Genomic DNA, 24,941 nt, shown 5'->3' on the forward strand with positions numbered 1-24,941 from the left:
TCTTCCATGCTGACGTCGCTGGACGGCTTTATCGAGGGACCGTCGGGCGACAGCGGCTTGCTGGCGTCCGAGGAAGATTGCACCGGCATTTCAACGACGAGATGCGGCGGACCCCGATCGCGCTGACGAAAAAAACCCGCCGAATCGCTCCGGCGGGGTTCTGAATTTTGACTCGTGTCAGATCCTATGGCTTGAAGTTGGCCGCCGGATCCCTTTGCGGCTGTACCTGCGTCTGCGGCGTGCGCTTCGGTATGAACTGCTGAAGGACACCTGGATTGAGCAACAGGGTCGGATCGAGCGACGGCTGCTGCCGGATGGCTCTGCAGTTCGGGAACCGACCAACGGTGCCTTCGGGGCAGTGCCGCCTGATGATCGGCACGCACTGGCCGCCGACCATCTGCGAGCCCGGGGCGCAGTCTCCCACCTGCGGCCTCGGCTTGCGGCATGCGCCGTCGATCACCTGGGTGCCGCGCGGGCAAACACACTCGCCGCGCTTGTTGTGCACCTGGCCGCGTATGTCGCACTGTTCCAGCACAGGCTTCTTCTGCCGGCAGGCATTGCCTTGCACCTCGGTACCCCGCGGGCAGACACAATTGCCGTTGGCGTCGTGGACCTGGCCGCGGATCGAGCACTGCTCGGGCTTCGGCCGGATCGGCCGGCAGACCTTGCCCCTGACTTCTGTGCCGTCCGGGCAGACGCAATCGCCATTGGCGTTTTGGATCTGACCACGGATCGAGCATTGTTCAGGCTTTGGCCGGATCGGCCGGCAGGCTCCATTGCGCACCTCTGTCCCACGCGGGCAGACACAATCGCCATCGGCGTCATGAACCTGGCCGCGTATGCTGCACTCCTGAGGCTTCTGCTTGTCGCGCACGCAGGCGTTTGCCTGTCGGTCGAGATGCGTACCTTCCGGGCAGTAGCAGCCATTGCCGTCCGACGTCGGGACCGAACCGGGGATGGTGCAGCCAGGCTTGTCGGTCTTGACGCAAGCGCCGTTCTCAAGCTCGGTTCCGCGCGGGCAGACACAGCGTCCATCCTCGGTGCGGATCTGGCCCTTGAGCAGCACGCAGGGCCTCGGATCCTTCGGCTGGATGATGACGCCGCCGTCGGGCGAGCACTGGCCGTTGCGGAACGTCGTGCCTTCCGGACACACGCACCGACCGGCATCGTTCATGACGAAGCCTGGCGAGCATTCCTTCTTCACCTCGCGCTTGATGGTGAACGGATGGCAGGCATAGGCCTTGCCGCGATCGCCCTGGACGTTGGTCAGGTCGCCGGGCAGTACGTCGCCGCCGCCTTGCACCCTGGTGTCGGGAGACAAGACGCCGACGCAGTTCTGGCCGCTGACGTTGCCCCGCAGATTGACCAAGGGAGCGTCGGGAAGGACCACGGTGACCTTGTGCACATGGCTTTCCCCGGCGCCGAGCGTCAGGTTGGCAATGCAGGTCAACGGCAAGGTCGTCGGTTCGGGCGAGCAGCCGAAGGGCGGTTCGATCGAGGTGATCGCGACGCCTTGCAGCCGCCCCAGCCCGTCCACCCCGATCGCATCGCCGATGCGGACCGGACCGGAGAAGGCGGTCTGGCCATCATTGGTGATGGTGATCTCGAACGAGCAGGGTTGCCCCGGCTGGCACTCGGCATCGCCGGTCTTCTTGACGCTGATGGTGGACGTGCCGCCGCCCTTGGCGCAGGCCTGGCCGATCGGGTAGACGACGTCGTCTCCAGGGGCCGGGCCGTATGAGCCGCGTGCGCAGTTCTCGAACGCGCCATTGGCCAAGACCGTCACGTCGAAGTGCCTGGAGGTTCCGGGCGTCATCGCGGCGCCGGGTATCTGGCATGACAGCGCATTGGCCGGAACCGCTCCGCAGGCCCATTCCGCACCGTCGGGTGTGACGGTCTGGATCTGGACCGGCGCGCCACCCGATATCAGCGTGGCAGCATCGTTGACCCGCACCGGACCGGTGGGGGCAGAGGTGCCAAGGCTGATGACGGTGATGCGGCAGGAAACCACCGCCGCACCGGCGAGCGAGCCATTGCAGACCTTGGTGATGCGTAGGGTCGGCTTGCCGCCATTGGGATGACGGAAGCGTTCCTTGGCGCAGGCCTTGTTGTTGGTGAGGTCGACCTCACCGGAGACGGGCTTCAGCGCCGCGCAGTTCTCGACCGAATCCGACTGGTAGCCGGCCGGCATGACCGCCCTGACGACGATCGGCGTCGATGCGCCCGGCATCAGCACGATGCCGGCATTGTCGCAGCGGAACTGGCCGGGACCGTTCGGTCCGCATGTCCAGGGCGGAGACGGGCCGAAGGTCGAAGAGGCCGGCGCGCCGCCCGGGTAATTGTCGACAACCGTCAACGGCCCATTATAGGGGACGCTGCCATTGTTGATGATGTCGATCACGAAGTAGCAGATGCCGTCGGGCGTGCAGACCGGGATGCGGGCACGCTTCTTCAGGATCAAGTCGACCTTCTTGTCGACTGGGGGCCGGCAATCGCGGTCGCGGTCGCCACGCCGGCAGATCGGGATCGAGGCACAGCCGCGATCGTTCTGCTGGCTGCCGAACAGCGGCTTGCCGCTGGCGCCGTAATTATAGGTGGCGCAGTTGCGCAACGCGCTGCCTTGCCAACCACCCGCCGGCTTGAAGCCGAGCTTGAGGTTGATGGAGGCCCCCGGATTGAGCGTGGTCACCGGATAGGTGCACGTCATCGGGGTCACGCCGGGCATGCATACCCAGGGCGGGTTGGGCCCTGAATCCAGAGTCGAGCCGGCCGGCAGCGTCACCTCGTCGAGCACGATCTTGCCGTGATACGGCCCGTCGCCGACATTGGTGACCTTGATGGTGAAGTCGCAGCCGCCGCCCATCGTGCAACGCGTCACGTCGGCGCGTTTCTCGACCTTGAGGTCCGGTTCCTTGTCCTTGGGGGGACATCTCAAGTCACGCGGGATGACGATGTCGATGGTCTGCGTGCAGCATAGTCCCCAACCCTCCTTCGGGCCGGCATAGGTCTCGATGCCGGTGACGATGAGGTGGATGACGTCGCCGGGCGATGCACCGACGATCTTCCAGTTCAGCACACCGCCGCCCGCCGGCACCAATTGCGTGTCGGGGATGATGGTGATGCCTGGGGTCGTCGTCGATACCTGCACCCATTTGCCGCCCATCTCCGGGCCGACAGGCATGTGGTAGATGAACGCGCCGCCGCCTTGCACGCAATCGACCGTGCCGCGCTCCACCTTGAAACATTCCCGGTCGGGAGGCGGAGGCCGCTTGTCACAGTTGGTGAGGTCGATCTTGATCGAGGTCTTGGCCCCGGTCTTGTAGTCGCCGTCGTCGGGCTTGCCCGGATCCTGCGACGGGATGATGGCCCCCGTGCCGACGCCCGGCGTCACCTTGATCATGCCCTGGTTGTCGACGATGGTCGGCGAAGGAAACGCCGCATGGTCGATCTTGGCGGTGATCTTGAAATTGATGACGCGTTCATTGCCAGCCCCAGCGCCGTCGAGATCGGTGGTGGAAATCCGGAAATCGGAAACCCTTGCCGTATCGTTCGGATTAGCCGAGGTGCTGATTGTCGCACCCGGCAGCGGTCCGCCAGACGCATCCGTGCCGTCGCCGGACACGTTGACGTTGACGATCGCAAGACCGTGCGGAAGCTGATCCTTGAAGTCGAGTTGGAGTTTCTTCAGCCTGGCCGAAAAGCTTGGGTCGGCAAAGCCTTGCGGGTCGCCGCGCAGGCCAAAGCTCAGAGAGTAGACGACGTAGTCGCAGCTCCTCTGTGTGCCTGTTTTGGTGAAGAACGGCACGATCCGTTCCGGCCTCGGATTGACGATTTTTGAATTGTCGAGGTCGAGCCGCAGTTCCGGAGTGATCGGGACTGCATCTTCGGCGTGGCTTGCCACAGGGGTGAACATGGCGACCGCGATACCGGCCGCCATCAGCCAGCGCGCGCCGCGCCTGGCATATGACAGGGGTTTCATGATGGTCTCCATGACGTTGGATTGACTGCTCTTCGCGGTCGGGGAAAGTGCGAGATTTTTCATCTTCCCCTCCTCAACGTTCGCAGCTGACGGCTGGGGTTCTGAGCGGCAAAGTCATCTTGCAGCAAGGGTAGTAGCCACCCTTGTCCTTGTCGGACTGCCTGTAGAAGCAAAGTCCAACATCGACTCTGTCGCCCGGAGAATGGCCGGTGATGTCGACCGTGTAAGGCTTACCGGGAGCATGCGACTGGGGTGATGTCACCCCGACGCCTGGTGTCATGGACTGGACCTTGATCGAATCGCCGCCAAAGCCGGCATGGTCATGGAGATAGAGGTCGGCCTGGAGGCCGCGAGGCGTGCAGTAGAACTGAACATCCTCGACATCGATGCACGGAGGCAGATCGCCGGGCGGTGGGAAGTCCGGCGGATAGAACGGCGGCAGATAACCGCCGGGGATCTCTTCATAATAGCCGGCACGGCCGTCGCAGGGGTGCCAGACCTCGACGTCGCCGACATGGCCTTCCACTTCTGGGTCTTCGAAATAGCCGTCGAAGTCGACGAACCACGAGCCGAAAGGCGGCACGTTGGCCGGCTTGACCAACGGCGTCGGCGTGATCTGCACGCCGTGCACGGCAAGCGGCCCGCCGGCGGCGAGCTGGTCGGCAAGTGTCGGGTTGTCGCGCAGCTTGTCGCCGGTGTTGACCAGCGTGTCGGTGCACACGCCGGTGTCGAGATTGCCGTCGGCGTCATAGCCATATTGCAGGTCGAGCCCACCGGCCGACTGCCGGTTGCCTTGCGGGAAGCCGACTGCATATTCCTGCGGCTCTTCCACCCAGACCGATTCCGTCGCCGGATCGTCCGGGTTTTCGCGCCAGTAGCGGATGACCTCGCCCTTGCCGGAATCGGCGAACTGGCTGTAATCGTAGCGATTCTCGACCGGGCCGCGCTGCGCCAGATACATGAAGCCCTGGCTGTCGAAGGCGATGTCGGTGACGGCGTAGTCCTTGTCGGCCTTGACCGTCAGCTCCCAGCGCGGATCACCGGCAAAGCTGCCATCGCGGGCAATGCCAACCGACCAGATCTCGGCCTTTTCGCCGACCGAATAATAGAGCCGGCCGCCATGATAGGCGACGGACCAGACGCGGCGTTCGTCCTGCGTGTAGCCCCATGTGTCGGGGTCTTCCGAGTCGAAGGCAGCACCCTGTATGTCCATCACCGCACCGTCATCGGCGACGGGAGCCAGCCCATGCGCCGGCCGCCCGGCAACGCCGTGATCGAATGTGTCGATCAGCGTGCCGTTGGCGTCGAGGCGGTGGATGAAGCCCGTGTCGAGGTCGCTGGCGAAGAACTCGCGGTGATTGCTGTCGAAGCTGATGTCGCCGATGCCGGAACCGCTGTTGGTGTCAATGTCGGCGAATTTGGAGACCGCGCCGGTGATGCCGTCGATCTTCCAGATCGTGCCCGGACCGCCACCGCTTTCGGTGCCGAACTGGCCGTCCATGAAGACGGCGCCTGCGGTTCCGCGGCGCTGTCGCTCGGGCCGACCGTCGGCATCTTCGTCCGGGGTGACGATACGGATGCCGTGCAGCGAGGTCGCGCCGGCATAGAGGTTGGGGACGCCCGTGGGAACGCCGTCGCGCACACCGTCATCATAGGTAATGGCGAATACCTGGCCGATCTGTTCGGCCGTCACCTCGAAAGGCGGCGGCGTGTAGACGAGCTGGCCGGAAGCCGGTCCGCCGAGCGCCGAAACGTCGAAGACGCGCAAGGTGGCGCGCGTCGTGTCGATGAAGGTTTCGTCGACCGGGTCGACGCCGGGCGGCAGCCCCCCCCTTTCGGAATCGGCAGAGTCGAAATTGGGAATGACGGTGCCGGAAAATCCGGTGACCGCCATCGAGCCGGGATAGATGATCTGGGTTTCCTGCGCTTGGGCGGCTGTGTCCAACCAGAGCGTGGCGCTCAGCGCCAGGGCAAGCAAACCGCCGGCCAGATGGAGCGAACGGCGCAAACCGCCGCTTGGAGACGACATGGACGCGCCGCGATCGCAGGACATAAAACTCCCCCCGAAGTTTTCGGGAGGAACATCCGGTCCGGCCGCGCGAAACAGGGCAAGGCGCGGCGTTCCGGCACGTTCGTCCCTGATCGAATTGTCTGCTTTCCTCATCTTCACGATACGCCTGCTCCTGCGCAGGGTCAACGGAATCAGCCGAAAGCCCAGCGCATCGACTCCATCCCGAAGGCGGTGGTCGCGCTGAGCTTGCGTTGGTCCCGGAGACCGTGGAGCCTCTGGGGTCCTGGTCATGGGGGCATCCTTTCCGGCCCGCACCATGCGGCGCCTGGTCGTCAGTCGCAGGCTGGAGCGGAAAGGTTCATGCAAAACGGCGGCCGGGTCTGTCCGCCATTTCACAGAGGCGCGGCCAATTCCTTGTGTCAACTCAAGGTGGAAAACAGTCTTGGCGCGCGAAAGACCGGCCGGCTTACTTACCGTCAGTGCCGGCTTCTGCTAGCGTCTTCCCAACCCTGGGGGGATCATGACACGCAGGCACTTCGTTCTCTTGCTGGCGGCGCTTTTTCCATGTGCGTTGCCGGTCCATCAATCCGTAGCCAAGACCTTGGTCTACTGCACCGAGGTTAGCCCCGATACGTTCGATCCCGCACTCGCCTCCGGATCCCGCGACGCCTCGGCCACCGCTCTCTACAACCGCATGGTCGAGTTCGAGCCCGGCACCACCAAGGTGCGCCCCGGCCTTGCCGAAAGCTGGGAGATTTCCGACGACGGCCTCACCTACACATTCCACCTGCGGCACGGCGTGAAGTTCCACAGCGTCGAGGGTTTTACGCCGAGCCGCGACTTCAACGCCGATGATGTGCTGTTTACCTTCGACCGGCAGGCCAACGCGCAGAACCCGTTCAACAATTACGCCAAACGCCAGTACATTTACTTCGACGGCATCGGCATGCCGGATCTTGTCGCCGGTTGGCGCAAGCTTGACGACCATACTATGGTGATGAAGCTGAAGGCGCCGCATTCGCCGATGCTTGCCGACCTGGCGATGGATTTCGCTTCGCTCGTTTCCAAGGAATATGCCGACAAGCTCGTCGCAGAGAAGCGGCTTCTCGACTTGGCGCTGAAGCCGGTCGGGACGGGTCCGTTCCAGCTTGTCGACTACCAGCAGGATGCAGTCATCCGCTACAAGGCCAATCCGGACTACTGGCGCGGCAAGCCGAAGATCGACGATCTCGTCTTCGCCATTGCCACCGATGCCAGCATTCGCATGGAAAAGCTGCGCGCCGGCGAATGCGATCTCATGCCCTATCCAAATCCGGCCGACCTGGAGGCGATCAAGGCGACGCCCGGAATCAAGGTCATGCGGCAGGAGGGCCTCAATACGGGATACCTCGCCTTCAACACCTTGCAGAAGCCCTTCGACGATCCAAGGGTGAGGAAGGCGATCGCCATTGCCATCGACACGCAGGCGCTGGTCGACGTCGTATTCCGCGGCACCGGCGAAGTCGCACGCAATCCGCTGCCGCCAACCTCCTGGGCCTATGACAAGACGAGCCCCGATCATGTCTTCGACCCCGCTGCCGCCAGGCAGGGGCTCGCCGATGCCGGCGTAAAAGACCTGCACATGAAGATCTGGGCGATGCCGGTGCAGCGTCCGTATAACCCGAATGCGCAGCGTATGGCCGAAATGATCCAGTCCGACCTGGCAAAGATCGGTGTCACCGTGGAAGTCGTGACGTATGAGTGGACTGAATACCTTGCCCGCTCGAAGTCACGCGACCGCGACGGCGCCATGCTGTTCGGCTTCACCGGCGACAATGGCGACCCCGACAACTTCCTGTCGGTGCCGCTTGGCTGTGCCGGCGTCGGCACCACCAATCGTGCCAACTGGTGTTTTCCGGCCTTCGACGATCTGCTCAAGCAGGCAGCCGGGATCGTCGATCCCGCTGCCCGCGCAAAACTCTATTCGCAGGCGCAAACGATCTTCAGGGAGCAGATGCCGTGGGTCGCTATCGCCCACTCCGTGGTCTCGATCCCGATGCGCGAACAGGTGACGGGCTATGTCATGGACCCCTTTGATCACCACGATTTCTCGGGCGTCGATATCAAGGAATAGCGTTCGGTGTCTGCCGCAGATCTCGATGTCTATGTAGAGAGCCTGCGCAATTTCCGACTGGTGCGGAGCTATTGCATCGCGCAGTTACTGCCTTACCTGGAACAGGCTGGATTGAAAGTGCGCCTGCTCGACCGGCCGGCCGGCCGAGATCGGGCGCCGGTGGCCTTTCTGCATGTCGACCTGACAATCGTGCCGCCAACGTACCGCGGTCTCGGCCACCTCTACGACCGCACCATCAATGGCCGCGCGCTGTCCATCCACCGGCACCTTTATTCGACACTGAAGCTGGAGGCCGGCGACAGCCACAAGGGGCCGGTTGTCGTCAAGACGGTCCTCAACTCCAGGGGCCGACCAGAGCAGCGCTGGTGGCAGCATCGCAACGGCCTGACCAGGAGCGCGCATGCCATCCGCAAGCTCTTCGAACCCGGCTACAAGGACCGCCTGTGCCCGCCCTATAAGGTCTACCAGACGATCGGCGAGGTTCCGCGGGATGTATGGCGCAACAATCGCCTGATGGTGGAAAAGTTCGCTTTCGATACGCTCGACCTGCCCATCGTCAAGCACCGCTACATGTTCCTGCTCGGTGCCGAGGTCAACATGCGGCAGGTCTACGACGATGTGTTGTGCGCCGGCTCAAAAATCCTGAGCAATGAGGTGGGCGGCGCCGTGCCACCGGAAGTGCTGGCGGTGCGGCAGCGGCTCAACCTGGACTTCGGCGCCATCGACTATTTCATTGTCGATGGCAAAGGCGTTGTCGTGGATGCCAACAAGACCGTCGGCTCAAACCCTGAATGGCTGAAGAAAAACCGCTTTCGTCGGGAATTCAACGATCGCATGGCTGAGGAACTGATCGCCTTTGTCCGCGGTTGAGCCGGATCACCAGATCCAGTCGCCCTTGCCCAGCACCGACACCGCTTCGACGATACGGTTGAAGCTGGCGCGGGCCCGGCCGACCGTGTGCCTGGCCCGGAGATAGCCATGCACCAGCCCCGGCTCCTCGGACCAGCTGGCGTGTCCGCCTGCGGTAAGGATGCGGTCGCGGTAGGCCTCGCCGTCGGACGACAGCGGGTCGCATTGCGCGGTGATCAGCACGGTTGGCGGCAGTTTGGTGAAATCGGTGTCGGCGAGCGGCGACAAGGTGATGTCACCAGTACCGTCAGCGCCGCCGGTGCGGATGTGCTTGTAGAATTCGAGATCGCGCATGGTCAACATCGGTGCTTCGGCGTGCGCGACATACGAGCCCTTCGAACGGTCGCCGCCGAGGCCCGGATAGATCAGCACCTGGCCGATCGGCTTTTTGGCATGGCCACGCGTTGCGTGAGCAACAGCCGCGCAGAGATTGCCGCCGGCGCTGTCGCCGCACAGCAGAATAGGGCGGTCGTAGGTTTTGGCTGCCCATTCGAAGGCACGTAAAGCATCGTCGAAAGCGGCCGGGTGCAAATGCTCCGGCGCCAGCCGGTAATCGATGGAACCCACCTCGTAACCGGTGCGGGCGCAGAGCTCGGCGCAGACATCGTCATGGCTGTCTAGGCCGCCGAGGATGAAACCCCCGCCATGGATGTAGAGCACCATCGCCGCCGTGTTCGGGGTAGCGCTGCGATAGATGCGGATCGGGATGTCGTGTGATCGGTTGGCAATGAAAGTCGTTTCCGCCGTCACACCATTGGGATAGCCGGCAAAGAACTCGCGGCACATCCGGTCATAAATCGCACGCTGCTGGGCGATGGTGTAGTCGATCGTATCGGGCGGGTAATAGGAATTGGTCCGCTCGATGAAGGCCCAGGTCTCGGCATCGATGAGGGTTTTGTAGTCGGTCATGCAGCTCCTTTACCTCCCCCTTGATGGGGGAGGTCGCCGCGAAGCGGCGGGTGGGGGTGGGGGCGCAGACACCCCCCCCCCCCCCCGGGGGCCCGCCCCCCCCCACGAGGGGGGGGTGGTGCTGGGGGGGTCCCGGGCGCCGCGCGGGGGGGGGGGGGGCGGGTGGCGCATCACCCCACCCCGGACCTTCGGTCCGACCCTCCCCATCGAGGGGAGGGTAAAGAGGCTACTTCCCCTTCCACACCGGGTCGCGCTTCTCCGCAAACGCCCGGAACCCTTCCATACCGTCCTCGGAGCCATAAAGCGCATCGACCGTCGCCAGTTGCCGGCGCGTGACGCGGTTCATGGCATCCTGGAAGGTCAGCGCCTCGGCCACCCGCGCCGTCTCCTTGATCGCGGCAAACACCAGCGGCGGGCCGCTGGCCAGTAGCCTTGCGACCTCCCAGACGCGGTCTTCAAGCTTTTCCTTGGGCAACACTTCGTTGACCAGGCCCCAGCGATGCGCTTCCGCTACATCCATCCAGCGGCCGGTGAGCAGCAAGTCCATGGCGACATGATAGGGAATGCGCTTCGGCAGCTTGATCGTCGCGGCGTCCGCTAGCGTGCCGGCGCGGATTTCGGGCAGTGCGAAGGAGGAGTGGTCGGAGGCGAAAATGAGGTCGCAGGACAGCGCCAACTCGAAGCCGCCGCCGACCGCCATGCCGTTGACGCAGGCGATGACCGGCTTGTTCATGTCGCGCAGCTCCTGCAGGCCGGCAAAGCCGCCGACGCCATAGTCGCCGTCGACCGCGTCGCCACCGGCGGCTGCCTTCAAATCCCAGCCGGCGCAGAAGAACTTGTCGCCGGCGGTCTTGACGATGGCGACGCGCAGTTCCGGGTCGTCGCGGAACGCCTTGAAGGTCTCGCCCATCAGCCGCGAGGTCTTGAGGTCGATGGCGTTGGCCTTGGGCCGGTCGAGCGTGACCTCGAGGATGGTGCCCTCGCGGCGGGTGGAAATGACGTCAGACATTCTTCTTCTCTCCCAGCACCAGCAGCGCGTCGGCGATCCAGGCGCCCTTGCCCTCGGCGCAGACGATCAGCGGGTTGATGTCGAGTTCCTCGATCTCTCCGGCATTCGTCTGCACGAAGCCGGCAATGCCCGCGATGGCGTCGATGGCCGCGGCGACATCGGCCTTCGGCCGGCCGCGATAGCCCTCAAGCAGAGGGAACAGTTTCAGGCCGCGTAGCGCCGCCTCGATATCGTCGCGCGTTGCCGGCAGCATCAAGGTCACGCTGTCGCGCAACAGCTCGACCAGCACGCCGCCAGTTCCCAGCGTCATGACGGCGCCGAACATCGGGTCGCGGGTAAAGCCGACAATCAGTTCGGCAACGCCGTCGCGCACCATGCGCTCGACATAGAGCCCGGTGCCGAGCGGCAAGAGATCGTGCGCCGCGGTGCTGACGGATTCGGCGTCCTTGAGGTTAAGCCTGACAGCGCCGACTTCCGACTTGTGGGTGACGCCAAGCGCCTTCAACGCCACCGGGAAGCCGAGCGCCATCGACGAAATCACCGCTTCGACGGCATTGGCGGCGCGTTCGGCCTTCGGCACCGGCAAGCCGGCCTCGATCAGCCGCGCCTTGGCTTCGGCCTCGTCAGGGGTGACATGATCGCCGCCGGCAGCACCTGCAGCCGACGTGTCGATCGGCTGCGCCTGCGGCTCGGCCCAGGCCCAGCCGATGAAGGCCGCCGCGCCTGCGGCATCAATGGCCTCGGAAATGCCGAACAACGGCACCATGCCGCGCGCCATCAGCTCGGCGGTGTATTCCTCCGGCAGGTTCTCCGGCAGCGACGAGACAATCGCGCCATGCGCCTTGTTGGTCTTCAGCGCCGCCTCGAAGGCGCGCAGCGTCGCCCACCAGTCGGTGACCGAGCAGCGGTCGGGGCGCGGGAAATCGAGCACCAGCATGTTGAGGTCGAAACCGCCCGACACCATGGCGGTGAAGGTGGCGGTCATCGCCGGTTCATTGTTCCAGATGAAGGTGTGATAGTCCAACGGGTTGGCGACCGCGACCAGCGGCCCGAGCGTCGATTTGACATGGGCGCGGTGTTTGCTGGTGAGCTCCGGGAAATTGACCCAGCGGCCTTCGGCGCTGTCGGCCATGACAGAGGCTTCGCCGCCCGAGCAACTCATCGATGACAGTCTATAGCCGGGCAGTGGTCCTGTGACGTGCAGAAGCTTCAGCGCCTCGATAAAGGCGGGGATGGAATCGACGCGCGCAATGCCGAGCCGCCGCAGGAAAGCGCCCGAAGCGGCATCCGAACCGGCGAGCGAAGCTGTGTGCGAGACGGTCGCCTGCCTGGCCTGTTCGGACCGGCCGACCTTCATGGCGATGATCGGCTTCTTCAGTTCGCGCGCCCGCGCCGCCAGCTTCTCGAAGCCGGCTACCGAATCGAAGGCTTCGATGTGCAGGCCGAGCGAGGTGACGCGCTCGTCCTCGATCAGGCCGAGCGCCATTTCGGAGAGGCCGGTCTGCGCCTGGTTGCCGGCGGTCATCAGGAAGGCGATCGGCAGGCCGCGCTTCTGCATCGTCATGTTGATGGCGATGTTGGAGGACTGGGTGATGATGGCGACGCCCTTGGCGCCTTCGGGCAGCCTGATGCCGCCATGCTGGTCGGGCCATAGCAGCGCGCCATCGGCATAGTTGATCAGGCCGTAGCAGTTCGGCCCGATGATCGGCATCTGGCCCGCGGCAGCCACCAGTTCGGCCTGCAGCCGCTCGCCGTCATCGTCATAGGCCTCGGTCTCAAGAAAGCCCGCGGCAAAACAGACGGCGCCGCCGGCGCCACGCTTGGCCAGCGCCTTGATCACCTCGATGGTGAGATGCCGGTTTACGCCGACAAAGGCGGCGTCGGGCGCCCCGGGCAATTCGGCGACCGAGCGATAGGCCTTGCGGCCGGCGACCTCGTCCTTGTTCGGATGCACCGGCCAGATTTCGCCGACAAAGCCCATCTTGATCGATTGGGCGACGACGGCGGCGGCCTGGGCCCCGCCGAACACCGCGATGGATTTTGGGCGCAACAGACGCTCAAGCTTGTGCATGGGTTATGCCCCGAACGGGCGCAGCAGCGCCCGCGAAATGATGTGGCGCTGGATTTCCGACGTCCCTTCCCAGATGCGCTCGACACGGGCGTCGCGCCAGATGCGCTCCAGCGGCAGGTCATCCATCAGCCCCATGCCGCCATGGATCTGGATTGCTTCGTCGGCAACAAAGGCGAGCATTTCGGTAGCCTTCAGCTTCGCCATGGCCATGTCCTGATCGGTGACGGTGCCCTGATCGTACTTCCAGCCGGCTTCGAACACCATCAGGTCCGCCGCCTTCAGTTCCGTCGCCATGTCGGCGAGCTTGAACGACACGCCCTGGAACTTGCCGATCTGCTGGCCGAACTGCTGGCGTTGCGCCGAGTATTCGATGGCGTGGCCGAGTGCCCGCTCGGCGCGGCCGAGACAGGTGGCGCCGACCTGCAGGCGCGTGGCGCCGAGCCAGGAATTGGCGACGTCGAAGCCCTTGTGGACCTCACCCAGCACCTGGCTTGCCGGCAGGCGGCAATCGTCGAATTCGAGGATGGCGTTGGTGTAGCCGCGATGCGAGACGTTGCGGTAGCCGTCGCGCACGGTGAACCCCTTGGTGCCCTTGTCGACGAAGAAGGCGGTGATCTTCTTGCGCTTGCCGCGCGGCGTTTCTTCCTCGCCCGAAGCCATGAAACTAATTGCGAAATCGGCAAGATCGGCGTGGCTGATGAAATGCTTGGTGCCATTGAGCACCCAGTCGTCGCCGTCCTGCACGGCTGACGCCTTCATGCCGCGCAAATCGGAGCCGGCGCCGGGCTCGGTCATCGCCAGGCAGTCCCACTTCTCGCCACGAATACACGGGAACAGGTATTTTTCGCGCTGCTCGGGTGTGCCGGCGAGCAGGATGTTGGAGGGGCGCGCGACGCAGGTCCAGTGCAGCGCATAGTTGGCGCGGCCGAGTTCCTTCTCGTAGAGCAACCAAGTCACCGTATCGAGGCCGGCGCCACCGACATCGGCCGGCATGTTGGCCGCATAGAGCCCGGCTTCGATTGCCTTGACCTTGATCTCCTCGATCAACTCGCGGCGCAGCACGCCGGTGCGCTCGACCTCGCGTTCATGCGGGTAAAGCTCATTCTCGACGAACGCGCGCGTCGTCTCGACAATGAGCTTCTGTTCCTCCGAAAGACCGAAATCCATGGTCCTCAGCCCTTCTTCTTTTTCTTCGGCTTTTCCGCCTTCTTCACCGGCTTCGATGCCTTGGCCTTTTCTGCGGCCCTGGATGCGGCCGGCTTCTTCGCCGCCAGCTTGGCCAACTGCTTGGTATAGTCCTTGTGCAAGGCGCCGGCGCCCCAGCCCTTGCCTTTGTTCTGTTTCGACAGAGCATCCATGATCGCGACCAGATTGTCGTCGCGGATCCTTTCCAGTTCGCGGATCGACAGGCCGTGCGCCTGGTCGTCCGACTGGGTGGCAATAAGATCGACCAGCTCGTCGTTGAACTCCGGCACGTCCATAAGCTTGGTCCACGGCCATTTCAGGCACGGCCCGAACTGCGCCATGAAGTGGCGCATGCCGGCTTCGCCGCCGGCGACGCGATAGACCTGGAACATGCCCATCTGCGCCCAGCGCAGGCCGAAGCCATAGCGCATGATGTCGTCGAGTTCCTCAACGGTGCAGATGCCGTCCTTGATCAGCCACAGCGCCTCACGCCAGGCCGCTTCGAGCAGGCGGTCGCCGACAAAGGCCTCGATCTCCTTGCGGATCACCACCGGCTTCATGCCGATCGATGCATAGATCTCCTTTGCGACCTCGATCGCCTCTGGAAAGGTCTGTTCGCCGCCGACGATCTCGACCAGCGGCAGCAGATAGACCGGGTTGAAGGGATGTCCGACAACCAGACGCTCCGGATGCTTCTTCATCGCCACCTGCATGTCGGTCGGCTTGATGCCCGAGGTGGACGAGCCGACAATGGCGTTGGCCGGCGCGTAGAGATCGATCTCGGCCAGTACGCGGTGTTTGAGGTCGAGCCGCTCCGGCACGCTCTCCTGGATGAAATCGGCGTCAGCCACCGCCTCGGCGATGGTCTTGGCAAAGGTCAGTCTGCCTTCCCTGGGCAGGCCGCCGGGAACCATCTGCTTGTAGGCGCGGCGCGCGCCCTTCATCACTTCCGAGACCTTGCGTGACGCTTCCGGGTCCGGATCGAAGATCGACACGTCGATGCCGTTGAGCAGCAGCCGCGCCACCCAGCCGGCGCCGATGACACCACCGCCAATGGCGGCTGCCTTGTTGATGATGCTCATGGTCAGGCTCCGGTTCTTGTCTTGGCGGTTTCGGGGTCGATGAGAGGCACGCGCTCGCCGGAGCGGATCACGGAGGGGTCGTAGGCCTTGCGGGCGAAGACTTCGAGCACGAAGGGCCGGAAGAATTCGATCGGCAGCGTGTCGTAGTCCGGGTCGAAGCTCGACTGGTCCCAGCGTTCGCAAAACTGGTCGCAATCGTCGAAATAGGCATGGCCGGCGAAGCGGTCGCGAGCATGGCGGTTGCCGCCGAGATGATGCGCGTAATAGAGCCGCTGGAAGTCGCCATGCTTTTCCACCACCCAGGTGCATTGCTCGCGCACGAAAGGTTTCAGGATCGAAGCGGCGTATTCGTCGTGATTGTAGGGAGCGTAGATGTCGCCGATGTCGTGCAGCAGCGCGCAGGCGATCCAGTCGGTGTCGGCGCCGTCACGCCAGGCCCGCGTCGCCGCTTGCAGCGAATGGCCGAGCCTGGTGATCTTGTAGCCCGACAGGCCTTCGTCGAGTTGCACCAGTGCGTCGAGCAGCCGCTCGCCGGTCCTGGCGGCATAGTCGATCTCATGGGCGGTCAGGAACTCGTAGTCTTGCCTGTCGCCATCCTTCATCGCAGTGAATTTGACGGTAGCCATGATCCGCTCCCGTCTTAAGCAGCCGCTGCGATCGGCGCCCGCTTGGTCAGGTTGAGCTTCCTGCGCACTTCCTCCGGCCCCAAAATCCTGGCGCCGAGATTGGTGACGATGCTGGCGGCGCGCTCGACCAGCTGCGCATTGGTGGCCAGCACGCCCTTGTCGAGCCAGAGATTGTCTTCGAGACCGACGCGGACATTGCCGCCGGCGAGCACTGCAGCGGCTGCATAGGCCATCTGGTTGCGGCCGATGGCGAAGGCCGACCAGTTCCAGGTCGACGGCACGTTGTTGACCATGGCCATGAAGGTGTTGAGGTCGTCCGGCGCCCCCCACGGCACACCCATGCAGAGCTGCACCAGCGCGTCGGGATTCAAGACCTTTTCTTCGACCAGCTGCTTGGCGAACCAGAGGTGGCCGGTATCGAAGGCTTCGATCTCCGGCTTGACGCCGAGCGCCGTCATCATGCCGCCCATTGCGCGCAGCATGCCGGGCGGGTTGGTCATGACATAATCGGCCTCGGCGAAGTTCATGGTGCCGCAATCCAGCGTGCAGATTTCCGGCAGGCACTGGCGCACATGTTCCATGCGGTTGGTGGCGCCGCCCATGTCGGTGCCTTTTTCATTGAGCGGCAGCGGCGCTTCCGGTGAGCCGAACACCATGTCGCCGCCCATCCCGGCGGTCAGGTTCAGGATCACATCGACTTCTGCCGCGCGGATGCGGTCCGTCACTTCGCGGTAGAGATGGACATCGCGGCGCGGCTTGCCGGTCTCGGGGTCGCGGACATGGCAGTGGACGATGGCGGCACCGGCCTTGGCCGCGTCGATGGCAGAATCGGCGATCTGCTTGGGCGAGCGTGGCACATGCGGGGAGCGGTCCTGCGAGCCGCCGGACCCGGTCACGGCACAGGTAATGAAAACCTCACGGTTCATCGCGAGCGGCATGGACATCTCCTCCCATAGAAACAGACCCAACAATGACCGACTTGCCGGAAACTGTTTTGCGATTTACGAAGCTCTCATGATCAAAAGCGAAAAACCGACCATCTTTCGCGCCGAGCGATCGCCGCTCAAGGTGACGCTGCTGGTGTTTTCAGGCTCGTCCATCATGTGCGTGGCGTCGGCCGTCGACCCGCTGCGCGCCGCCAATCGCATCTCAGGCGAGACGCTGTTCGATTTCAAACTGGTCTCGGTCACCGGCGAGGCGCCGGTCACCACATGCGGCCTGCCGGTGGCGGTCAGGGGCCGCTTCGATGCGGCCGAGCCGAGCGACGTGCTTGTCGTCGTCGCCGGCTTCGGCACCCAGAATTACGCGACATCGGCTCTGCTTTCCGGATTACGGCGAGCGGCCCGCGCGGCTCGCGCCTGCGGCGGCGTCGAGGCCGGCACCTGGCTGGTGGCGCGCGCCGGCCTGCTCGAAGGCCGCAGCGCCACCACCCACTGGGAAGACATGGAGGATTTTTCCTCCGCCTTTCCCGGCGTCGACGTACGCCCGGACCGCTACGTCATCGACGGGCCGGTGTTCACCTCCGGCGGGGCGTCGCCGACCTTCGACCTGATGCTGCATCTGATCCGCACGCGGCTCGGCATGGCCGTGGCGCTCGATGTCGCCAGCGTCTTCATCTACGACCAGGCGCGCGCCGCCAACGATGCGCAGCCGCTGGTCTCGCTCGGCCGGCTCGACGGCTACGATCCGCGTCTGGCGCAGGCCATCCGTCTGATGGAATCGCATGTCGACCAGCCGCTCACCATCGACGCGGTGGCGAAACGCGCGGGCGTGACGGCCCGCACGCTGGAAAGCATCTTTCGAAAATCGATCGGCGAGACGCCCGGCGCCTACTATCTCAGACTGCGGCTGGGCGCGGCGCGTCGGCTGGTGGTCGACACGCGAATCGCCATGGCGGATATTGCCGGGCGGACGGGGTTCTCGTCCGCCGCGGCATTTTCCAGAGCGTTTTCAAGAGCGTTCGGCGAAGCCCCGGTCAGGCTGCGCCGAGGTTGATGCATGTCGCCCAAAAGTGTGTCGCGGTTTTGGGATAACGACATGCACAGACAAAGGGAGATCAGGCTGCGTTCTGTCGTTCGCCGCCGGCGTCCATCTGCGAGCGGATCTGCCTCGCCAGACGGAGTTCAAATCGGCTGCTGACAGCCCGATCCCATTCGTTTTTCACGCTGTCGGTCGGCCGCGGCAGCGCCATCAGCCGGTCGATGATCGATCCGGTCTCGCCGGATGAGAGCAGGGCGTCGATTTCGCGTTCGTATTGCATTATCGGTTCGCCTCCTTCCTTTCACCCGCCACAACGGACCTCTTATACGAGATACGTGACGGCAGTTTGAAGGCAAGAGCGAGGTCATTGAGGGGCGCCAAAGGGCAAACCCTTGTCGTCGGATAGGGTCTTGCGCAAACCCCATTCCGGGGCGGCCGGAATGTTATCCAGCCACCCTTGAGCACAACGAATCGGCTTTCCGCCCTCAGACGTAGCGGTTGACGATGTTTTCCAGCAACTCCTGGCGGCCGGAGCGTGGCTGCGGCTCGATCTTCTTCTTCACCACGCGCTCGGCGATGTCTTCCAGCGAGCGCTTGCCCGACAGCATCGCCTTGCCCTCGGCCGTGTTCCAACCGGCATAGCGCTCGGCCAGCGGACCCGACAGCGCCTTGTCCTCGACCATCTTCGCGGCTGCCTTGAGACCTCGTGCGCACGAATCCATGCCGCCGATATGGCCGATCAACAGGTCCTGCGGGTCGAGCGACTGGCGGCGCAGCTTGGCGTCGAAATTGGTGCCGCCGGTCTTGAAGCCGCCGGCCTGCAACACCTGATAATAGGCCAGCGCCATCTCCGGCACATTGTTGGGGAACTGGTCGGTGTCCCAGCCCGACTGGTAGTCGTTGCGGTTCATGTCGATCGAGCCGAAGACGCCGAGCGCATTGGCCAGCGCCAGCTCGTGCTCGAAGGAATGGCCGGCAAGTATCGCGTGGCCCTGCTCGATGTTCAGCTTCACTTCCTTCTCCAGCCCGAAGCGCTTGAGGAAACCGTAGACCGTGGCAACGTCGTAGTCGTACTGATGCTTGGTCGGCTCCTGCGGCTTCGGCTCGATCAGGATCGTGCCTTTGAAGCCAATCTTGTGCTTGTAGTCGACGACGAGATGGAGGAAGCGCCCGGCCTGCTCCTGCTCGCGGGCAAGATCGGTGTTGAGCAGCGTTTCATAGCCCTCGCGCCCGCCCCACAGTACATAATTCTCGCCCTTCAGCCGCTTGGTGACGTCGATGCAGCTTTTCACCGTCGCCGCCGCATAGGCGAAGACATCCGGATCGGGATTGGTGGCGGCGCCCGACATGAAGCGGCGGTTGGAGAACAGGTTGGCCGTGCCCCAGAGCAGCTTGACGCCGGTCTTCTTCATCTTGGCGGCAAAATAGTCGCCGATCTCGTCGAGCCGCGCGGCACTTTCGGAGAAATCCTTTCCCTCGGGCCGCACGTCGGCGTCGTGGAAGCAGAAATAGGGGGCGCCGAGCAGCGAGAACATCTCGAAGGCGACGTCAGCTTTCAGCTTGGCCAGCTCCATCGTGTCGATGCCGCCAGCCTTGGGAAACCAGGGCCGGTCGAAGGTCTGGCCGCCAAAGGGATCGCCGCCCGGCCAGGCGAAAGAATGCCAGTAGGCGACGGCGAAGCGCAGATGGTCTTCCAGCCGTTTGCCGGCCACCACCTCGTCGGGATTGTAGAAGCGGTAGGCCAGCGGATTGGTCGAATCCGGCCCCTCATACTTGATCGCTTTGATGTCGCCGAAAAATCCGCTGCTCATGATTTCTGTCCTCTCTCGAATAGTTCGCCCTGATTACCTCAGGCGTAATTGGTTTCGCTCTCGCTTGGGGTGAAAAGGCTCGTGTCAAAGCCACTCAACGAAGGAGACAGACCATGACCGACCTCAACACGATCGCCGAGAACTACATCACCGCCTGGAACGAGGCCGATGCGGATCGCCGTGCCGAACTGCTCAAGGCCACTTTCACCGAAGACGTCAGCTACCGCGATCCGCTCATGCAGGGCGACGGCCACGCCGGCGTTGCTGGGCTGATCGACGGCGTACAGCAGCGCTTCGCCGGCTTCCGGTTCTCGCTGAAGGGTACGCCGGACGGGTTTGGCGACCGCATCCGCTTCTCGTGGAATCTTGGGCCGGAAGGCGTGCCGTCGGTTATCGAAGGCACCGATATCGGTGTTATCGAAAATGGGCGCCTGAAGAGCGTCACCGGGTTTCTGGACAAGGTGCCGGCGCAGTGATCGATTAAGGGTGGCGCGAGACACCCCCCTCTGCCCTGCCGGGCATCTCCCCCGCAAGGGGGGAGATTGGCGGGCATCCACGCCTTCGCTAATCACCCACCTTACAAGACTGGCATACCCGACGCTGCCGATCTCCCCCCTTGCGGGGGAGATGCCCGGCAGGGCAGAGGGGGGTGCCTCGCGCCGACTCACGCGGTCACGCCTTTGATCGCCGGGTATAGCGCCCGGTAGCGCTGGTAGGCATCGGCATACGCCCCGCCAAGCGCAGCATCCGGCTCGATCGTCGCATCCGTCCTCGGCGCCGTACACACCGCCAGCGGATCGGCTCCGATTGCAGCGATCAGCCCAAGCCTTGCCGCCCCAAACGCCGCGCCGAAATCGCCGTCGGCCGGAATGTCCACCGGCACCTGCAGCGCCGTGGCGATCGCCTTCAGCCAGTAGCGCGAGCGCGAGCCGCCGCCGATCGCCGTCACCCGCGTCAAGATCGTGCCCGCCGTCTTCAAGGCTTCGAGACTGTCTCGGAAGGCGAAGGCGACGCCTTCTAGCACGGCCTGCGTCAGCACTGCGCGGCCGGATTCATGCGCCAGTCCGGTGAAGGACCCACGAATGGCGGAATCATTGTGCGGCGTGCGCTCGCCCGAGAGATAGGGCAGGAACGACACCCCGCTCGGCGCTTTCAGCACATCGCCAAGTTCGGCGGTCAATTCGCCGGCCTTCTTGCCTGAAATCTCCGACAGCCAGTTCAGCGAGTCGGTCGCAGACAGGATGACCCCCATCTGGTGCCAAGTGTTGGGCAGGGCATGGCAGAAGGTGTGGACCGCACTTGCCGGATTGGGCAGGTAGGAAGCGTTGGCGGCAAACAGCACGCCAGATGTGCCCAGCGACACAAAAGCGTGGCCGGCGCCGACCGTGCCCATGCCGCAGGCCGAAGCAGCATTGTCGCCGGCGCCGCCGGCAACCGGGGTGCCCGATGCTATGCCCCAGCTGGCGGCCAGTTCGGCGCGCAAGGCTCCGGCCTTCTCCGTGCCTTCGACCAGCGACGGCATCTGCCTTTCGTCGAGCGATGTCGCCGCAAGCAATTCGGGGGACCAACGCCGTTTGCCGACATCTAGCCAGGAGGTGCCGGCGGAGTCCGACATTTCTGAGATATGCTCGCCGGTCAGCCAGAACCGAAGGTAATCCTTCGGCAAAAGCACTTTTGCAACCTTGGCGAAAACCGCGGGCTCGTTGTTCTTCACCCAGGCGAGTTTCGGCGCCGTGAAACCGGGGAAGACGATGTTGCCGGTCAGTTGGCGAAAGTGCGGGTCGGCATCCAGCGCGGCGGCCTCCGCGTGGCTGCGCGTGTCGTTCCACAGGATGCAGGGGCGCAGCACCTGGTCGCCGGCATCGAGCAAGGTGGCGCCATGCATATGGCCGGAAAGGCCGATGCCCTTGACCGCGGCAAGCTCTTTCGGGTGCGAGGCTTTCAGCTTGGCAATGGCGGTCTCGCAGGCGCGGATCCAGTCGGCGGGGTTTTGTTCGGACCAGCCGGGATGCGGCCGCGATACGTCAAGCGAAGCATGGCCGGAGCCGATGATCTTCTGCCCGGCATCGATCAACAGCGCCTTGACGCCCGACGTGCCGAGATCGAGGCCGAGATACATGCATTCCTCCCATTGCCATTAATTTTTTCGGGTCTCGAAAAAATCTGGCTCGCCAGTTTTTAAAACAAGATCCGCCGCGGGTCAATTCTCTGACAAATTGGCGGCGCGTTGCGAAAACAGCGCCGACAGCGGACTGTCCGGCCGGACCAGTGCGCGCTCGGCCGTCAACGCCCAGGCAAGCGCCGTGTCGCCGGCGCGCAACGCCGCCTCGATCAGCGTGAGATCAATCACATCGCGCTGGGCGTGGCTGCCGCCAAAGCGATGGGCAATGGCGCGGATCGGTCGGATCAGGCGCACCGCTTCGCTGTAATTGCCCTCGCCGAATGCCTTGATGCCTTCCGTCAGTGGCTGGCCGACATCCCGGGTGAAGGCGGCGTTGTCGTCGCTGCCGCGCATCGCCTCGTGCTGGGCTTCGAGCAAGATGTTGACCGGCGCTTCGAGACCGGCGCCGACGAATGCCATCATCGCATGCGCATCGTTGAAGGCGTAATTGCCGGCTCCAGCCTTCGGCGCCCAGTTGGCAGCGAGCGCTGCCCAGCGGTCGCCGACATCGACACCGCCGAGATAAAGCCGCCATAGGATCGCAGAGGCGTCGACCATGTTCAGCGCCAGCGTCGAACGCTCGCCATAGATCGGCCCGTCATAGAGCTTGAGCACCTCGTCGGTCTCGCCGAGATCGTAGTGGAACAGCGCCAGATGCCACCAATTATGCACCTGCAGGAAGCTTTCTTTGGTCCACGCCTCGGGGTTGGCGCGCATCCAGGCAATGCCGTCCCGTTGCCGGCTCTGCATCTCCATGACATGGGCGACCGCGTGCTGCGCCCAGCCGTCGCGCGGCTCGATTTCGACCGCCTGCCGGCCAAGCTTTTCAGCCCTGATGTAGTCGCCCATTTCCTCCAGCCCGAACGCCCGCATGCCGAGTATGGCGTGATAACCTGGCATGCCGCTCTGCCAGGACGGTAGCGCACGGCCGATACGGTCGCGCAGCATGCGGGCATTGCCGGTGAAGAAGTCGATCTGGTGGCCGACCTGCAACGCCACCGCGTCGAGCGGGTTGTCGATGGCGATATCTTCGAGCAGGCGCGCGGCGTCATGCCAGCGTCCCTCGGCAAGGTGGCCAAGGGCCGCCACATGCGCCTGTTCGCGCGGCGTCGCGGCAAGCGGCAGTGCCGCAGCATGGCATGCCTGGGTGACCGCCGTTGCCTCGCGTTCGGTGGCGAGGCCGAACAGATACCCCTTGAAGACATGCGCCATGACGAAACCGGGATCCGCCGATATGGCGCGGTCAACGGAGCCGACCGGGTCGCCGACGAAGCATTGCAATTCATGAACGGCCTGGCTGTAGGGTGAAAACCCGGCCTCGGTCGCGCCCGAAAACATCAGGCCGAATGGATCTCTTACTGCCATATCGGCCCTGATGCTCCGCAGTTCCTAATTGCCCGAGCGCATCGCCACCGTGGCGATCCCGGCGCCGACCAGCAGCGTGCCGCCGGTGCGGTTGAAGATGCGGATCGCCTTGGGGTTGCGTACGACGTTGCGGGCGCGCGCCGCGATCAGCGCGTAGCCAAAGGCATTGGCGAAGGCGAGCGCCAGGAAGGTCGCTTCGAAGATCAGCATCTGTGTCCAGAAATCGGCTTCCCGATTGAGGAACTGCGGCAGGAAGGCGACGAAGAAGGTGATGCTCTTCGGGTTGAGTGCGGTGACCAGCCAGGCGTGCGCCATCATCTTGGCGGCCGAGACGGCATCTGTGCGTGGTTCGGCTTTGAGCGCGCCGCCGGCGCGAAACAGTTTTACCCCGAGATAGATCAGATAGCAGGCGCCGATCAGCTTCAGAATGGTGAACACGGTCGCCGACGCGGCCAGCAGCGCGCCGATGCCCAGCATCGACAGGGTCATGGCGGTGAAGTCGCCCAGCGCCACGCCGACGGCCATCGGCAAGGCGGTGCGCCAGCCCTGGCCCAGCGCATAGGACACGACCAGAAGAATGGTCGGGCCGGGAATGATGAGCAGGACGGTGGAGGCGGCGGCGAAGGCGGCCCAGTTTTCGAACGACATCTTTGTCTCCTTGAGCGCAAAGAAAAGGATAAATCCTCGTGTGCGGAGGAATGTAAAGAGCCCTCTCCCAAAAATGCACGGCGGACCATTTCGCCAGATCGCTGCGGCTATTGGCGGCACAGGCTTAAGACCGGTCGTTGGGCCTTCACCCTTTTTCAACCATGTTTGGCGAAACTGCCTGCTATCCGGCCGGACCGTGTTTCCCGCCGACAGCGTAGGGTTTGGGTGCATGCGTGAGTTGCCGCAGAATGTGACGCCGCCAGCAAATGGCGACGCAAACGAGACCGAACATCTCTATTCCCGCCGCTTCGTCCTGTCAGGGGCCGGCGCCATGACGCTGCTCGGCATGGCCGGCTGCAGCACTTCGACGCTCGAGCTGCCGCAATTCCAGCTGGATGACACGGTCACCGGCTCGGTGCGGCCGATCCGTCCGGCGATCAGCGTCGACAAGAACGTCACCGGCCCCGATGTCATGTACGCTTCGCTCAACGATGGCGGCTTCGAAGTGCCGGCGGTGCCCTATCAGAAGGTCAAGCCGGAGTTCCGCCGCCAGATCGTCGTCAACGAGACCGGCGAGGCGCCCGGCACCATTGTCGTCCATCTGCAGGAGCGAAAGCTCTATCTGGTGCAGGAGGGCGGCGACGCCATTCGCTACGGCGTCGGCATCGGCAAGGACGGCTTCCGCTGGTCCGGCCGCGCCAACATCCAGTACGGCAAGGAATGGCCGACCTGGACGCCGCCGCCGGAGATGATCCAGCGCAAGCCGGAACTGGTGAAGTGGCAAAACGGCCAGCCCGGTGGCCTCACCAACCCGCTCGGCGCACGCGCTCTTTACATCTACCAGGACGGCAAGGACACCGGCTACCGCATACACGGTTCGCCGGAATGGGCGAGCATCGGCCAGGCGATGTCGTCGGGCTGCGTGCGCCTGATCAACCAGGATATCATCGACCTCTACAGCCGCGTTTCCAAGAAGAACCCGGTCGTGGTCGTCTGATCCTGTGCGGCGGTTTGGCGCCGCTGGAAACTCCCGTTGCGCGATGCGGCAAGCTAGGCCAAGGTGCCTTGAAAACCACAGCGCC

19 protein-coding genes are annotated in these 24,941 nt (G+C 64.0%); 5 read left to right on the plus strand and 14 right to left on the minus strand.

Going from position 1 to position 24,941, the window contains the following annotated elements; genetic code table 11:
- Positions 1-184: 184 nt before the first annotated feature.
- Together NKI32_RS11355 and NKI32_RS11360 are read right to left on the minus strand one after the other, a co-directional pair.
- Entirely contained in the window at positions 185-4,042 is a 3,858-nt protein-coding gene (locus NKI32_RS11355; RefSeq protein ID WP_353002639.1) for a DUF7929 domain-containing protein, read from the minus strand.
- A 10-nt stretch (positions 4,043-4,052) separates the two neighbouring features.
- Complete coding sequence (locus tag NKI32_RS11360; RefSeq protein WP_353002663.1) at positions 4,053-6,308, minus strand: NHL repeat-containing protein; 2,256 nt, start codon at positions 6,306-6,308, stop codon at positions 4,053-4,055.
- A 202-nt stretch (positions 6,309-6,510) separates the two neighbouring features.
- Between NKI32_RS11360 and NKI32_RS11365 the strand changes: the two genes are divergently transcribed.
- Positions 6,511-8,103: an ABC transporter substrate-binding protein gene (locus tag NKI32_RS11365; RefSeq protein WP_023696926.1), complete on the plus strand. Its 1,593-nt coding sequence runs from the start codon at positions 6,511-6,513 to the stop codon at positions 8,101-8,103.
- A 6-nt stretch (positions 8,104-8,109) separates the two neighbouring features.
- On the plus strand, positions 8,110-8,973 hold the full coding sequence (locus tag NKI32_RS11370) for a hypothetical protein (protein ID WP_023696925.1): 864 nt from the start codon (positions 8,110-8,112) through the stop codon (positions 8,971-8,973).
- A gap of 6 nt (positions 8,974-8,979) precedes the next feature.
- On the opposite strand, the gene NKI32_RS11375 is transcribed toward NKI32_RS11370, so the two are convergent.
- The 7 genes from NKI32_RS11375 to bcoG form a co-directional block, all read right to left on the minus strand.
- Complete coding sequence (locus tag NKI32_RS11375; protein WP_023696924.1) at positions 8,980-9,921, minus strand: alpha/beta hydrolase; 942 nt, start codon at positions 9,919-9,921, stop codon at positions 8,980-8,982.
- A gap of 226 nt (positions 9,922-10,147) precedes the next feature.
- Positions 10,148-10,930: a carnitinyl-CoA dehydratase gene (locus tag NKI32_RS11380; RefSeq protein ID WP_023696923.1), complete on the minus strand. Its 783-nt coding sequence runs from the start codon at positions 10,928-10,930 to the stop codon at positions 10,148-10,150.
- Positions 10,923-13,001 carry an acetate--CoA ligase family protein gene (locus NKI32_RS11385; protein ID WP_023702509.1) on the minus strand — a complete coding sequence of 693 codons (2,079 nt, stop codon included), beginning with the start codon at positions 12,999-13,001 and terminating at the stop codon, positions 10,923-10,925. Before NKI32_RS11385 ends, NKI32_RS11380 begins: the two co-directional genes overlap by 8 nt.
- A gap of 3 nt (positions 13,002-13,004) precedes the next feature.
- Positions 13,005-14,168, minus strand: coding sequence for an acyl-CoA dehydrogenase family protein (locus NKI32_RS11390; protein ID WP_023668860.1), 1,164 nt, complete (start codon positions 14,166-14,168; stop codon positions 13,005-13,007).
- Between the two features lie 5 nt (positions 14,169-14,173).
- Positions 14,174-15,268, minus strand: a complete 1,095-nt coding sequence (locus NKI32_RS11395) for a carnitine 3-dehydrogenase (protein WP_353002640.1) — start codon at positions 15,266-15,268, stop codon at positions 14,174-14,176.
- Between the two features lie 2 nt (positions 15,269-15,270).
- Positions 15,271-15,894, minus strand: coding sequence for an HD domain-containing protein (locus NKI32_RS11400; RefSeq protein ID WP_027049243.1), 624 nt, complete (start codon positions 15,892-15,894; stop codon positions 15,271-15,273).
- 14 nt (positions 15,895-15,908) lie between these two features.
- Positions 15,909-16,832 carry a 3-dehydrocarnitine:acetyl-CoA trimethylamine transferase BcoG gene (gene bcoG / locus NKI32_RS11405; RefSeq protein ID WP_027049242.1) on the minus strand — a complete coding sequence of 308 codons (924 nt, stop codon included), beginning with the start codon at positions 16,830-16,832 and terminating at the stop codon, positions 15,909-15,911.
- A gap of 76 nt (positions 16,833-16,908) precedes the next feature.
- On the opposite strand from bcoG, the gene NKI32_RS11410 reads away from it, so the two are divergent.
- Positions 16,909-17,889 carry a GlxA family transcriptional regulator gene (locus NKI32_RS11410; protein WP_023725900.1) on the plus strand — a complete coding sequence of 327 codons (981 nt, stop codon included), beginning with the start codon at positions 16,909-16,911 and terminating at the stop codon, positions 17,887-17,889.
- 61 nt (positions 17,890-17,950) lie between these two features.
- Here the strand turns inward: NKI32_RS11410 and NKI32_RS11415 are convergent, their stop codons facing one another.
- Both NKI32_RS11415 and xylA read right to left on the minus strand, forming a co-directional pair.
- Entirely contained in the window at positions 17,951-18,154 is a 204-nt protein-coding gene (locus NKI32_RS11415; RefSeq protein WP_023702513.1) for a hypothetical protein, read from the minus strand.
- Positions 18,155-18,359: 205 nt separating this feature from the next.
- Positions 18,360-19,685, minus strand: coding sequence for a xylose isomerase (gene xylA / locus NKI32_RS11420; protein WP_023725901.1), 1,326 nt, complete (start codon positions 19,683-19,685; stop codon positions 18,360-18,362).
- A 113-nt stretch (positions 19,686-19,798) separates the two neighbouring features.
- On the opposite strand from xylA, the gene NKI32_RS11425 reads away from it, so the two are divergent.
- A complete protein-coding gene (locus tag NKI32_RS11425) occupies positions 19,799-20,161 on the plus strand; it encodes a nuclear transport factor 2 family protein (protein WP_023668867.1) in 363 nt (120 codons plus the stop codon).
- A gap of 188 nt (positions 20,162-20,349) precedes the next feature.
- Here the strand turns inward: NKI32_RS11425 and xylB are convergent, their stop codons facing one another.
- The 3 genes from xylB to NKI32_RS11440 all read right to left on the minus strand — a co-directional run bounded on the left by xylB (position 20,350) and on the right by NKI32_RS11440 (position 23,859).
- A complete protein-coding gene (gene xylB, locus NKI32_RS11430) occupies positions 20,350-21,804 on the minus strand; it encodes a xylulokinase (protein WP_353002643.1) in 1,455 nt (484 codons plus the stop codon).
- An 81-nt stretch (positions 21,805-21,885) separates the two neighbouring features.
- Positions 21,886-23,211, minus strand: coding sequence for a tetratricopeptide repeat protein (locus NKI32_RS11435; protein ID WP_353002644.1), 1,326 nt, complete (start codon positions 23,209-23,211; stop codon positions 21,886-21,888).
- Between the two features lie 24 nt (positions 23,212-23,235).
- A complete protein-coding gene (locus NKI32_RS11440) occupies positions 23,236-23,859 on the minus strand; it encodes a LysE family translocator (protein ID WP_023696914.1) in 624 nt (207 codons plus the stop codon).
- 229 nt (positions 23,860-24,088) lie between these two features.
- Between NKI32_RS11440 and NKI32_RS11445 the strand changes: the two genes are divergently transcribed.
- Positions 24,089-24,856, plus strand: coding sequence for a L,D-transpeptidase (locus NKI32_RS11445; protein ID WP_023668871.1), 768 nt, complete (start codon positions 24,089-24,091; stop codon positions 24,854-24,856).
- The last annotated feature ends 85 nt before the right edge of the window (positions 24,857-24,941 follow it).

The sequence above is a fragment of the Mesorhizobium sp. M0761 genome (assembly GCF_040320205.1).
GTDB lineage: Bacteria > Pseudomonadota > Alphaproteobacteria > Rhizobiales > Rhizobiaceae > Mesorhizobium.

What these genes read in the sequence shown, in the direction of transcription:
- NKI32_RS11355 (WP_353002639.1), bottom strand. Translation starts at nt 4,042, where the DNA reads ATGAAAAATCTCGCACTTTCCCCGACCGCGAAGAGCAGTCAATCCAAC.
- NKI32_RS11360 (WP_353002663.1), bottom strand. Translation starts at nt 6,308, where the DNA reads ATGGTGCGGGCCGGAAAGGATGCCCCCATGACCAGGACCCCAGAGGCT.
- NKI32_RS11365 (WP_023696926.1), top strand. Translation starts at nt 6,511, where the DNA reads ATGACACGCAGGCACTTCGTTCTCTTGCTGGCGGCGCTTTTTCCATGT.
- NKI32_RS11375 (WP_023696924.1), bottom strand. Translation starts at nt 9,921, where the DNA reads ATGACCGACTACAAAACCCTCATCGATGCCGAGACCTGGGCCTTCATC.
- NKI32_RS11380 (WP_023696923.1), bottom strand. Translation starts at nt 10,930, where the DNA reads ATGTCTGACGTCATTTCCACCCGCCGCGAGGGCACCATCCTCGAGGTC.
- NKI32_RS11385 (WP_023702509.1), bottom strand. Translation starts at nt 13,001, where the DNA reads ATGCACAAGCTTGAGCGTCTGTTGCGCCCAAAATCCATCGCGGTGTTC.
- NKI32_RS11390 (WP_023668860.1), bottom strand. Translation starts at nt 14,168, where the DNA reads ATGGATTTCGGTCTTTCGGAGGAACAGAAGCTCATTGTCGAGACGACG.
- NKI32_RS11395 (WP_353002640.1), bottom strand. Translation starts at nt 15,268, where the DNA reads ATGAGCATCATCAACAAGGCAGCCGCCATTGGCGGTGGTGTCATCGGC.
- NKI32_RS11400 (WP_027049243.1), bottom strand. Translation starts at nt 15,894, where the DNA reads ATGGCTACCGTCAAATTCACTGCGATGAAGGATGGCGACAGGCAAGAC.
- bcoG (WP_027049242.1), bottom strand. Translation starts at nt 16,832, where the DNA reads ATGCCGCTCGCGATGAACCGTGAGGTTTTCATTACCTGTGCCGTGACC.
- NKI32_RS11410 (WP_023725900.1), top strand. Translation starts at nt 16,909, where the DNA reads ATGATCAAAAGCGAAAAACCGACCATCTTTCGCGCCGAGCGATCGCCG.
- NKI32_RS11415 (WP_023702513.1), bottom strand. Translation starts at nt 18,154, where the DNA reads ATGCAATACGAACGCGAAATCGACGCCCTGCTCTCATCCGGCGAGACC.
- xylA (WP_023725901.1), bottom strand. Translation starts at nt 19,685, where the DNA reads ATGAGCAGCGGATTTTTCGGCGACATCAAAGCGATCAAGTATGAGGGG.
- NKI32_RS11425 (WP_023668867.1), top strand. Translation starts at nt 19,799, where the DNA reads ATGACCGACCTCAACACGATCGCCGAGAACTACATCACCGCCTGGAAC.
- xylB (WP_353002643.1), bottom strand. Translation starts at nt 21,804, where the DNA reads ATGTATCTCGGCCTCGATCTCGGCACGTCGGGCGTCAAGGCGCTGTTG.
- NKI32_RS11435 (WP_353002644.1), bottom strand. Translation starts at nt 23,211, where the DNA reads ATGGCAGTAAGAGATCCATTCGGCCTGATGTTTTCGGGCGCGACCGAG.
- NKI32_RS11440 (WP_023696914.1), bottom strand. Translation starts at nt 23,859, where the DNA reads ATGTCGTTCGAAAACTGGGCCGCCTTCGCCGCCGCCTCCACCGTCCTG.
- NKI32_RS11445 (WP_023668871.1), top strand. Translation starts at nt 24,089, where the DNA reads ATGCGTGAGTTGCCGCAGAATGTGACGCCGCCAGCAAATGGCGACGCA.